General features: G+C 61.0%; 12 protein-coding genes and 1 pseudogene. 7 read left to right on the plus strand and 6 right to left on the minus strand.

Going from position 1 to position 10,303, the window contains the following annotated elements:
• Positions 1–211: 211 nt before the first annotated feature.
• Positions 212–991 (plus strand): alpha/beta fold hydrolase, encoded by a 780-nt coding sequence (locus CXY75_RS01825; protein WP_233201674.1) that lies wholly within the window; start codon positions 212–214, stop codon positions 989–991.
• A 256-nt stretch (positions 992–1,247) separates the two neighbouring features.
• Here the strand turns inward: CXY75_RS01825 and CXY75_RS01830 are convergent, their stop codons facing one another.
• Together CXY75_RS01830 and CXY75_RS20675 are read right to left on the minus strand one after the other, a co-directional pair.
• Positions 1,248–3,566: a molybdopterin oxidoreductase family protein gene (locus CXY75_RS01830; protein WP_369826633.1), complete on the minus strand. Its 2,319-nt coding sequence runs from the start codon at positions 3,564–3,566 to the stop codon at positions 1,248–1,250.
• A gap of 71 nt (positions 3,567–3,637) precedes the next feature.
• A complete protein-coding gene (locus CXY75_RS20675) occupies positions 3,638–3,760 on the minus strand; it encodes a hypothetical protein (protein ID WP_255411750.1) in 123 nt (40 codons plus the stop codon).
• A 604-nt stretch (positions 3,761–4,364) separates the two neighbouring features.
• Between CXY75_RS20675 and CXY75_RS01840 the strand changes: the two genes are divergently transcribed.
• From CXY75_RS01840 to CXY75_RS01860, 5 genes are all read left to right on the plus strand, one after another.
• Complete coding sequence (locus CXY75_RS01840; RefSeq protein WP_199182328.1) at positions 4,365–4,829, plus strand: cytidine deaminase; 465 nt, start codon at positions 4,365–4,367, stop codon at positions 4,827–4,829.
• Positions 4,830–4,873: 44 nt separating this feature from the next.
• Positions 4,874–5,416, plus strand: a complete 543-nt coding sequence (locus tag CXY75_RS01845) for a hypothetical protein (protein ID WP_104081167.1) — start codon at positions 4,874–4,876, stop codon at positions 5,414–5,416.
• 161 nt (positions 5,417–5,577) lie between these two features.
• Positions 5,578–5,841: a DUF1272 domain-containing protein gene (locus CXY75_RS01850; RefSeq protein ID WP_104081168.1), complete on the plus strand. Its 264-nt coding sequence runs from the start codon at positions 5,578–5,580 to the stop codon at positions 5,839–5,841.
• A 330-nt stretch (positions 5,842–6,171) separates the two neighbouring features.
• On the plus strand, positions 6,172–6,744 hold the full coding sequence (locus tag CXY75_RS01855) for an isochorismatase family protein (RefSeq protein ID WP_104081169.1): 573 nt from the start codon (positions 6,172–6,174) through the stop codon (positions 6,742–6,744).
• 128 nt (positions 6,745–6,872) lie between these two features.
• Positions 6,873–7,163 carry a DUF4287 domain-containing protein gene (locus CXY75_RS01860; RefSeq protein WP_104081170.1) on the plus strand — a complete coding sequence of 97 codons (291 nt, stop codon included), beginning with the start codon at positions 6,873–6,875 and terminating at the stop codon, positions 7,161–7,163.
• A gap of 232 nt (positions 7,164–7,395) precedes the next feature.
• Here CXY75_RS01860 and CXY75_RS01865 read toward each other — a convergent pair whose 3' ends face one another.
• Complete coding sequence (locus tag CXY75_RS01865) at positions 7,396–7,962, minus strand: GNAT family N-acetyltransferase (protein ID WP_104081171.1); 567 nt, start codon at positions 7,960–7,962, stop codon at positions 7,396–7,398.
• 159 nt (positions 7,963–8,121) lie between these two features.
• On the opposite strand from CXY75_RS01865, the gene CXY75_RS01870 reads away from it, so the two are divergent.
• Complete coding sequence (locus tag CXY75_RS01870; protein WP_104081172.1) at positions 8,122–8,385, plus strand: type II toxin-antitoxin system RelE/ParE family toxin; 264 nt, start codon at positions 8,122–8,124, stop codon at positions 8,383–8,385.
• Between the two features lie 191 nt (positions 8,386–8,576).
• On the opposite strand, the gene CXY75_RS01875 is transcribed toward CXY75_RS01870, so the two are convergent.
• The 3 genes and pseudogenes from CXY75_RS01875 to CXY75_RS01885 all read right to left on the minus strand — a co-directional run.
• The gene (locus CXY75_RS01875) at positions 8,577–9,038 is read right to left on the minus strand and encodes a hypothetical protein (RefSeq protein ID WP_104081173.1); all 462 of its coding nucleotides are present in this window, start codon (positions 9,036–9,038) and stop codon (positions 8,577–8,579) included.
• 177 nt (positions 9,039–9,215) lie between these two features.
• Entirely contained in the window at positions 9,216–9,599 is a 384-nt protein-coding gene (locus CXY75_RS01880; protein ID WP_146069324.1) for a hypothetical protein, read from the minus strand.
• A gap of 531 nt (positions 9,600–10,130) precedes the next feature.
• Positions 10,131–10,303 (minus strand): annotated as a pseudogene (locus CXY75_RS01885) (sodium-independent anion transporter); the annotation flags it as partial.

The following is a 10,303-nucleotide window of genomic DNA, read 5'->3' on the forward strand; positions in this document are numbered from 1 at the left end:
TTCCCGGTTAGGGTTCCGCTATCGGGCAACTCGCTCCGCGAATCGACTTGAGCGGAATCACGTTTCAACGCGCCCGCTGGACGTCCCTCTTGCGGATCGATGGGACTGCCTACCCAAGCTGCGATTGAGCGTTGGATGCGCTGCCTAACGGCGTATCGCTGTGCCGTCGGGCCTCTAGCCAGATATGTTGCACTGCCCCTACAGTGAAGTCATGTTGCACTCAACTCGGCAAGGCTCCGGTAAGCCACTCCTGCTGATCCATGGGCTTGGTTCCAGTATTGGCAACTGGAACCCGGTAATCCCGGCGCTGGCCGCTGAACGCGATGTCATCGTCGTCGACCTCCCCGGCTGCGGCGAATCCGCGCCGCTGACCGGCGAAACCACCATTGCCACGCTGACCGATTCCGTCGAAGCCTTTATCCGCGACACGGAACTGGGTGACCTTGATCTGGTAGGCAGCTCCATGGGCGCCCGGATGGTAATGGAAATGGCACGCCGCGGGCACGCTGGCACCACGGTCGCACTGGACCCTGGTGGATTCTGGAATGACCGCCAGGCAGCGATCTTTGGTACAAGCATCAAGGCATCCGTTGCACTGGTGCGCCGCATCCAACCGGCGCTCCCCTTCCTCACGGGCAACCCTGTGGGCCGCACAGCCCTGTTTTCACAGTTCTCCGCCCACCCCTGGAAGCTGCCACAGGATCTGGTCCTGCACGAGCTTCGCGGGTTCAAGACATCGACCAGCCTGGACCCGTCCCTCAACGCGCTGATTCACGGACCCCGCCAGGAAGGCGCACCGGCCGGTTCACTCAAGGGCAAAATGGTCATTGGATGGGGGCGGAAGGACAAGGTCACCGCTCCCAGTGAGGCGGCGCGGGCCACGGAGCTGTTCCCGGATGCAACGTTGCACTGGTTCGAAAACTGCGGACACTTCCCGCACTGGGACCAACCAACGGAAGCGGCGCGCCTGATTCTCGATAGCACCGGCTGAGCTGCGGCTGAGCGCCCGGGCGGAGCCACCCACGGCTGAGTTGGCTTCAGAAAGGTGGAACCGGCGACGGCTGGGGATGACTCATGCAGGGAACAGCATCAGTTTCCCTGCTCGGGCGCGACAGCGGGCAACTTGATCGGAGATGTTGATTCGTGCGCCTCGGCGTCCGGGCCGCCAACCGTGACCGACACGCCGCCAAAATCTGCAGGCCGGGATGCTGCGGTTGTTGGAGCCGGGGATGGCCCGGTACCGTTCGCTACTTTCTCCACCCGCACACCGCATTTTTGAACAGGGGCTGCTTGGATACCGGATCCCACTCTGTCATCGTCAGTTCGTTGGCTGCGGTGGGGTGACCGTCCGGACCGGGCCGTCCCGAATCCCAATAGCCGTAATGAAACGGTGCAAATACCGTACCCTCGCGCACATTGCTGACGCGGGCGGGAACGACAAGTGCACCGCGACGGGAGGTGGCTCGTACAGTGTCACCCTCCACAATATCGAGCCGGCCAGCATCCAACACCGAGATCTCTAACCACGCCGACGGTGCCGCGTTGTTGAGCTGCCGGGCACGACCGGTGCGAGTGCGCGTGTGGAACTGGTACGCCGTGCGGCCGGTCGTGTACCGCAACGGAAAGTCGGCATCCGGCTCTTCGGATGGTGGCGCATAGGGTGCAGCCTTGAAAACGGCGCGCCCGTGAGTCTGCAGCGCACGGAACGCCTGCTCACCGGCCGAGGCACCGGTGAGCAGGTCATGGCCGAACGTTTCGCAGTCGTCTGGCTCGGTGGCGAAGACGCCGTCACCGTAGAGTCGAACTGTTCCCTCCGGATGCTCGTCGTTACACGGCCACGGAATGCCGCTTCCTCCTCGGAGCCGCTCGTAGGTGATGCCGGTGTAGTCACACGGGCGGCCTCTGCTGCAGTCCTGCCACGCGTGGAATCCGTCCTCCGGTCCGGCCCAGTCGAGAAGTGGCGCGCCCGAATTCGTGCGAAAATTCATCCGCGCCGAATAGTCAAGAAAAATATCCAGATCGCTCCTTGCCTCACCGGGCGGCTCGACGGCCTTGTCGGAGAGATGCACCGTACGATCCGCGTTGGTGAAAGTTCCTGTTTTCTCGCCCCAGCCCGCGGCCGGCAGCACGACATCGGCAAACAGCGCCGTTTCGGTGAGATAGAGGTCCTGCACGACGAGGAAGACGTTCTCTTGGCCGAGAATGGCGCGGATACGTTCCAATTCCGGCATCGAAACCGCCGGGTTCGTCGCCGAGATCCAGAGAAACTCGATGCTGCCCTGCTCGACATACTGAAAGATTTGCATCGCATGGGTTGGGGGAGCTTTGTGCGCAGTGATCGAAATATCAACGTCCCACAGTCTCGCGAGCTCGCGGACGTGCTCCGAATTCTCCCAGTTGCGGAATCCGGGAAGGTCTCCGTCCGCTCCGCACTCCCGGTTGTTCTGCGCGGTGGGCTGGCCGTTCATCTGCAGCACCCCGCTTCCTGGCGCGCCGAGTTGTCCTCGCAGCAAGTGCATATTGTTCACTTGACACGATGCCGCGGTTGCCTGCGCCGACTGGTCGAAGCCCTGCAAAACGGTGGAGAGCACTCGGGCGCTCGTGCCGAAAATTTGTGCAGCTTCTCGCACATCGTCGACCGAGACACCGCAGGTCTCCGCTACTGCGTCTGGCGTCCATGGTTCCACGACGGCCCGCAATCTGTCGACTCCGATGGTGTGGGCCGCGACGTAGGCCTCATCAATCCATCCGTTCATGAACAGTTCCCGGATCAGACCATTCATCAGTGCCTGGTTCGTCCCTGGACGCACCGCAAGGTGCACGTCCGCGACCCGCGCCACCTCAGTCTCACGCGGGTCGATACAGACAATACGTGGCCGGTCGGGCCCGGCGATCCGATCGAGCACCCTCGCCCACAGCACCGTCTGCGTCTCAGCCAGGTTGTGCCCGAATAGGAACATCGCATCACATTCGTCGATGTCGGCGTAGCTACCAGGCTGGCCATCCGCACCAAAGCTCTCCTTCATCGCTGCCGCCGCGGTCGCCGTGCACAATCGGGTGTTGCCATCCATGTGCGGGGTGCCGATACCGGCCTTGCCGAGAATTGCCAGCGCGTAGTACTCCTCGAGAAACAATTGGCCGCTGGTATAGAAAGCGTGGCTCAGTGAACCTTTGTCGGCTAAAAGCTGCTTGCTTCGCTCGACGATCCGGGACATCGCCGTGTCCCAGTCGGTCTCGACCAACTCGCCACCGATCCGGATGAGCGGACGAGTCAGCCGGTCGCTGTTTGACATACCCTGCCAACTGCCGAAGAGGCCCTTCGGCCCGAGTCGCCCATGATTGACGGTGTCGATGGCTCGACCCCGCACTCCGACCACCCGCCCGTCTTTCACCGCGATGTCGCACGCGCAGCCATTGCTGCACAGCGTGCAAGCCGACTGCACCCAACGATCAACGTCGTCCTCACCGAGGCCATCAGCCAACTTCTGATCAACACGCACCGGCCACTTCTTGCCTCGGCCAAAAGGCGTCCTGGTGCCCCAGATGTCGCCGATCCTGTCCACCATGACAACACTCTCTTCCGCTCTGATTTGTAGTCTGCGCCCGCGAGAAGCCCAGATCAACGTCCAGACGAGACTCATCCACAGTGCTCCGACACCGCCGTCGGTGAAGTGAAGTCGCCCGTTTCGAAGGTCAAGTAGGCGGATGCCATGTTCTCGCCCCGCAGGTAGGGAACGATGACCTGAGCGACACGATTCATGTTTCGGTACAGCGACCTTCAGCCGCACCACCCCTGGCTCCCTGAGAAGGCAATATTCAGCGGTGGTTCAATGAGCGCGAGCGCGTGGCTAGCCCGCATTATTGAAAGCCCGTGCTGCCGCCATGACGCCGCGCGCTCGACCGGTGGACAGCACCTCGGCCAGGGACTCGTCATCCAACTGGGGGTTCATCCCTATGAGCCACGCACGAGCTACTTTGCCCGGTTCCACCGCGGGCGGCAACTCAACAACTTGGAACGTATCGCACCGCAGTTACTCGCTCGTCTAGGGCGGATGAACCGTTCCGTTGGCCCACCGTATGAGAGCCCGCGCGTTCTTCGTGACGATCACTCCGAGCAGTGCTTGACCAAGTTGGGACTGCAAAGCACCAACGATGTCGCTGACTCCACGTCGTTCTCATCCGCCTGATATCCGCAACCGTGCCGAGGCTCAGAAACTTCAAAGCCGCGCCCGTCATGGGATCAATTGCAATCGGAGTAGATGAAACGAGAACCCCAGCACCGCGATGGCGAGTGCCCGTAAGATGTTCGGCTTTCGGGCAGACCAGCCAGGAGTGCATCCGGTTCGATCCGTAGGATTACCCTCATGCTCCCAAACGTTGAACTCGCGGTGCCGACGGCCGAAGACCTGGAGCTGGTCGAGCTCGCGAGAGAGACCATCGACGCAAGCACGGATGCCGGGCCCAATGAAGATGGTGCACACACAATGGGCGCTGCAGTTCGCGATGCCGATGGCCGCATGTTCGCTGGGGTGAATCTGTTCCATTTCACTGGAGGGCCATGTGCCGAGTTGGTTGCACTTGGTGCGGCGCGCGCACAAGGCGGGCGAAAAATCACGACAATCGTCGCTGTGGGCAATCACGGTCGAGGTGTTGTTGGACCATGCGGGCGTGACAGACAGGTCCTTTTCGATTACTACCCGGGTATCAGAGTGCTGCTCCCGACCGCCGAAGGCGTTCGGGTCGCCGCCATTGAGGCCCTGATGCCGTTCGCCGCGGCGTGGACTATGGAGGGTGGCACGCAGCAGTTCGACGAGGAGCGGTTTCGTTGACGTCGAGGGGAATGGATGAGGATCGTTCGGGAGGAGCTAGCCCAGTGTTGTTTGCACGCAGGTGCAAGTGGGGTGCTCTCGTGGTGGTCTCCGGGATTGCGCTCTCGCTCACCGGTTGCCAAATCGAGTACCGCGGCCACGACAGCGGGATCGACGGAACGTTGTGGAGACAGGTCACCTCCTTCGAGGATCCATTGAGCCGGAGCCTCTACCAGCCGTCAGTAAATGAACCGGTCGACTACCTCGACTCACTCCCAGGTGAGCGATGGAGTGGTTCGGTTGCTTCAACATTCGATCTCGATCTTCGGGAGGGAGGTGTGGTCCTCTACGACATCTCTTCGTCGGATTCTGTGGCCGAGCTTTCAGTGTTCATTGCATCCGGACCTCGACCCGATGTTCCAACCGATGGAGGTCGGGACTACAACGGCCCAACCCAGGTATTCACGTGTTACCAGGTGGAAGCAGCCTTCTCCCCGGGGGTGGCCGCTTCTGTGGGTCGGGTCACTTTCGATGACTGCCCGGCGGCCCTCGTCGAACTGATGCCAGGCGGTGCGGCCTTCGCCCGTGGTGAAGTATTCGACGGCTGAGCTCGTGAGCACATCCGTACCAAGCCCGCAAACCGTTCCGCGAACAGGACAAGGACGCGACCTTTCCATTTGATCCGCGGCCACATTGGGGTATCGTGCGGGTCGAAGCGGACGCCGCAACACCGTCGTAGCCGGGCCATTGCGACCTGTCATAATCGGTCATGCTTCAAATACGCCCGAACTGCGAATGTTGTGATCGAGATCTCGCCGTCGACGCGGACGACGTATGGATCTGCAGCTTTGAATGCACCTGGTGCGCCGAGTGCGTGAATACGTTTCCTGGCCGGGCTTGCCCTAATTGTGGTGGAAACCTTGAACGTCGACCTGTGCGTCCGGCACAAGCTCTCATTAAGAATCCTGCTTCGACGACCAAGGTCACAGCAACAAACTGCGTGGAACGTACGACAGCCCACGCCTCTGCCTGAGTCGCCCTCTCACCGCGAACGTACTAGACGGTGTTTGGGCCAGCCGTGTCCCGTTCAGGGTTCCCCTTACGGGCAACTCGCTCCGCGAATCGACTTGAGCGGAATCGCGTTTCAACACGCCCGCTGGACGTCCGGCTTCCGGGCATTCTATCCATCAATTTTCTGACAGTCCCGCCCCACACCGCTCGGAGATTGGCACGTCATGGTGGGCAGAACTCCAAGGTCCCCGAGGGCGCTGCATCGAGAACGCTGCCCACCGTTCGCGAGCTGAGTGTCGGATGCTGGGAGTAGCATGATCGCAGTCTCGCTCTTCTGCTACTGGAGGATGAAATGTCCCGTCCCACTGACCGTTCCGGTACCGCGCTTCTCGTGATAGATGCCCAGAACGGGGTTCTGGCCAACGCCCACCGGCGCGGTCCGGTGGTTGCGAATATCGCGATTCTGGTAAACCGCGCCCGCGCTGAAACAGTGCCGGTTCTCTGGGTGCAGCATTCCTCTAATGAGCTGCCGATCGACAGCGATGTCTGGCAGATCGTTCCCGACCTCACGCCAACGCACGGTGAGGCCGTTATCCGCAAAGAGTATGGAGACTCGTTCGAGGCGACCAGCCTGGAACAGGTGCTCGCCGGGATCGACGTCGGGCACCTTGTTGTTGTCGGTGCGCAAACCGACGCGTGCGTGCGCTCCACCCTTCATGGGGGTTTCACCCGCGATTACGATGTGACGTTGGTCTCCGACGCGCACACCACAGAAGATCTCACCGAATGGGGCGCTCCGCCGCCCGCTCAGGTGATTGAGCACACCAACCTGTACTGGAGCTTCCAGGCCGCCCCCGGTCGAACCGGCAAGGTCGTGCCGACGGCAGAAGTTGAATTCACGCGAAGAGCCCCTCGAGCAAGATAGAAAGTTCGCTCAAGCTTCGTTGCTCGGCCGGGCCGGTGATCGCCGACTGCGACGATATCTTGATCGAGTGATCCGATGTCGTTGTGGTCCGAGCTGCGGCACCCAGCACCACCAGCAAAGGAGCAGAGATGTCATTCCAGGCATACCTCGACAACATCGAAGACAAGACGGGACTGACCCCGCGACAGTTCATCGCGCTCGCTCAGGAGAAGGGGTTCGACGACCCGTCCACGAAAACCGGGGTGATCGTCGATTGGCTGAAGGCGGACTTCGACTTGGGCCGCGGTCACGCCATGGCGCTCGTGCATATCATCAAGAACGGCGAAAAAATCGACACGAAGCACGTGGGCAGTGGCACCGCGCACAGTGACGCATCCGACACACTCTGGCTCGACGGGAAGCAGAACCGCCCCGCGTGAGCCAAGAGCTCCTGGCCGCCGCCGCTCACTTGGACGGATTTCGGTGCCCGCTGACGTTCCCCTTGCGGAACGGATTAAGGTCGGCGGTGACTGGACGAGATGTGCAGACGAGTGTCAATCACAGCGATAAGCGACGGTGTTTTCACAAGGGACTTGGCGCATGCCACCGGGCCCGCGGTTCACAGCGGCGATCTTCAAGTTGCACAACCCAGCGGCTATCGAGATGTTTGACTCAGGTCTGAACGTCTTGCTTTTCAGAGGCATTAGCTGTCAGTTGGGCGTACATGTACATGTCGCACGGCTTGCCATCGATCCGTTCCCAGGCGCGGAGTAGTCCTTCACGTTTGTAGCCAGCCAGTTCGGCCGCTAGCCAGGAGCCACTATTCCATGGCTCGACGTAAAGCTCCAGTCGGTCAAGATCCGCGTGCTGTTTCGCCCACGACGTCAAAATGCCAAGCGCCTCCGAGGCGTAGCCCCTACGCCGTTGGGAAGGTGTGATCCAGTAGCCGACGAAGGCGCGCGCGCCTGCGGAAAAGAACAATCCGATGTGCCCGACTGCGCGGTCTGAAGCGTCAGCAATCGCAAAGACGTAACCCGCGCGCGCTCGTAATCGATCTTGCTGGCGAGCGATAAACGCCAGGGCTTCCGGCTCGCCGCTTGTCGACGGCACCGTCGTGGTGACCGGGATGAAGGGGTCATGCGACGCTTCCTGGATCGTTGCGACGTCCGAACTACGCCATTCACGCAAGAGCAACCGCCGGCCGTGAAGAATCGGGAGTTCCAGGTGGGCATCAGTCATGCCCTCATCGTTCCACAATGACGAGTACGCTCAATTGGCGAGGAGACGCCTCACGACACGGACCGCCGTGATTCTGCCGCCACGTAGCGCTGGGTTCACATCGGCGCTCCTTGCACGTTTCAATGTCCCGGTCGATGCCAGCATCTTGGATGAGATCGAGTGAATTGGGAAGTCGAACTTTCGCCCGACGCGGTGAAGTGGCTTCGGAAAGCTGATCCCCAGACCGCCCGACGTATCCGTGGGGCACTTCGAGCAATCACGGTCCTCGATAGCCACCGGGATCGGGGCACAGCCCTAACCGGCACGCTGTCAGGCCTGTGGCTATATCGCTTCGGTCACTATCGAGTGGTCTGTGATCTTCAAGACGCACGCCTGGTCGTTTTGGTGATTGATATGGACCATCGCAGCAGAATCTATGAATAAGCGGTGGGTCTGCTGCATCATGAAAATTTAACCGTTCGCCAAATTTAGGTGCGGGTTATCCGACACCAGCCCGTCGCGCTGAGGGTTCCCTTATTGGAACGGACCCAAGCCGGCGATCGCGTGTTTAGGTGCTCCGGTGGGCGTCCGTCTTACGGTCGAAGTCGTGGGACCCGCGCATTAGGAGTGACGGTCTATGTGAGGTGCTCCGCTATGTCTTGGTCGATGCTTGATTGGTGCCGTGCGTGGATGCCGACGACGGCCAACGGGAGCAGGGCGTACACCGGCGCAAGTGCCAGCGCGCCGAGGAAGGCCGGACCGGTTGGTGCGGCATAGCCAAGGTTCATCGCGAGGAGCGCCCAGCAGGCCCCGGCGCTGCCTGAAGTCAGTACCGCCGCGATGTAGAGCGTTCCTCGAAAGGGTTCCTCGTGGTCGCGATCGGCGGCGGCGGCGATGGCCAGGGCGAAGCCACCGAGCGTTAACGCCGCGAGAGGCAGGAAGACCATCCACAACGGTTGCGTGTTCGAGACCTCGGTACCGGACCACTGCACGTTTAGAGGGTTCGGCAACGGCATCCATTGCATCACCACGATTCCGACGGCCACGGTCGGAACCGCGACGAGCAGGGCGGCGAGAATACGGCGCGTGAACATCATGGCGAATCGATTCTAGGGGAGCCATAGGGTAATTGACGGGATCGCGTTGACGGTTCCCCATACGGGCTAGTCGAGGCGTCGGCTGAACTGGTACGAGCTCATTTCCGTGCGTCTACGAAGTTGGAAGCGGTGTGCTGCATGCCGTCGAATCCCGGAGTCGAGGTCGATTGGGTGAGATCAAGGAGTTGTTGCAGTCCTCATGTCCGCGGCGACCTGCTGGGCCTCGGATACAGTCCCGAACACCAGTGTTAGCGGGCTGTCGGTGAGGGCATCCTTCACGAGCGGTGCGGAGAGGACTCGGCCGTCGAGGACGATCGCCAGATTCTTTTCCAGCGCCTCGCGAGAAGCATCGCTGATAGTGTCGATATCTGTGTCATTGAGATCAAGGTTCACGGAGTTTGTCGGCCCCTGATCGTCGGAGAGCGTTACGGAGTCTGGTGTGATCACACCCAGCACCTGTGCTAATTCGTATGTGGTGGTTCCTGCCCGGTCGCACGCGGAGGCTGCGCCGTCCGAGGTCAGGGTCGGCGCGGTGCATGGACCGTCAATGGAGGAGATCACGAGCCGAAGCTGAAGAGGTTTCCCCGGCGAATTCGTGTCGCCGGTGGCCGTGGTGCTGCACCCAGTGAGAAGCATTGCGACGGCTGCAAGAGCAAGTAAGAGGGTTGAACCTCGACGCGCTTGATTATTGAGTCGGGGTCTGACATCCAAGCTTCGCGATGCTGTAGTCGACATTTTGCGTTCCCCCATCGTTGCGGCACTCCGAACTTCCTTACAACCTCGCAGTGAATCGGACATGTGTCAAATAAATAGCCTGTTGGCTCCTGAACGCACGTGCGCTCGACGACAGTCTCCTAGCGTCCCGTAGGGGGTTCGGCTTACGGGATAGGCATCTTCTCGGCCCGTGGAACGGCATATACATGACACGTGAAAGCGGTGGGCAGTTAGCGCCGACAGTGTTAGGTGATTGACACGCGGCTTCCGGCCAAGCCGGTCGATGTTCTCTATGCTCACGGTGGAAATCTGAAAGCTGGCCGGTGGCCTTGCATAGTTGTCGGGAGCGTCGCCTCGATCGATAGTCGTGTGCCGCGGTTAGTGCCCGCCGCCGAGGTTTCCGGCGAGGCGGCTGTGCAGCTCGTGGCTCGCTTCGTTTAGGCCCTCGATGACGACGTACTTGTCTTGCCGCTGATATTTGTAGCTGATGGCGTCGAGGGTGGCGACGGTCGATGCGTCCCAGATGTGCGAGGCCGAGAGGTCGATGACGA

Source organism: Cryobacterium sp. Y11, assembly GCF_002929535.1.
In the GTDB taxonomy this organism is placed as follows: Bacteria; Actinomycetota; Actinomycetes; order Actinomycetales; family Microbacteriaceae; genus Cryobacterium.

Bases quoted from the DNA above. Each gene is read 5' to 3' on its own strand.
- CXY75_RS01825 (WP_233201674.1), top strand. From the start codon at position 212: ATGTTGCACTCAACTCGGCAAGGCTCCGGTAAGCCACTCCTGCTGATC.
- CXY75_RS01830 (WP_369826633.1), bottom strand. From the start codon at position 3,566: ATGGTGGACAGGATCGGCGACATCTGGGGCACCAGGACGCCTTTTGGC.
- CXY75_RS20675 (WP_255411750.1), bottom strand. From the start codon at position 3,760: ATGAATCGTGTCGCTCAGGTCATCGTTCCCTACCTGCGGGGCGAGAAC.
- CXY75_RS01840 (WP_199182328.1), top strand. From the start codon at position 4,365: ATGCTCCCAAACGTTGAACTCGCGGTGCCGACGGCCGAAGACCTGGAG.
- CXY75_RS01850 (WP_104081168.1), top strand. From the start codon at position 5,578: ATGCTTCAAATACGCCCGAACTGCGAATGTTGTGATCGAGATCTCGCC.
- CXY75_RS01855 (WP_104081169.1), top strand. From the start codon at position 6,172: ATGTCCCGTCCCACTGACCGTTCCGGTACCGCGCTTCTCGTGATAGAT.
- CXY75_RS01860 (WP_104081170.1), top strand. From the start codon at position 6,873: ATGTCATTCCAGGCATACCTCGACAACATCGAAGACAAGACGGGACTG.
- CXY75_RS01865 (WP_104081171.1), bottom strand. From the start codon at position 7,962: ATGACTGATGCCCACCTGGAACTCCCGATTCTTCACGGCCGGCGGTTG.
- CXY75_RS01875 (WP_104081173.1), bottom strand. From the start codon at position 9,038: ATGATGTTCACGCGCCGTATTCTCGCCGCCCTGCTCGTCGCGGTTCCG.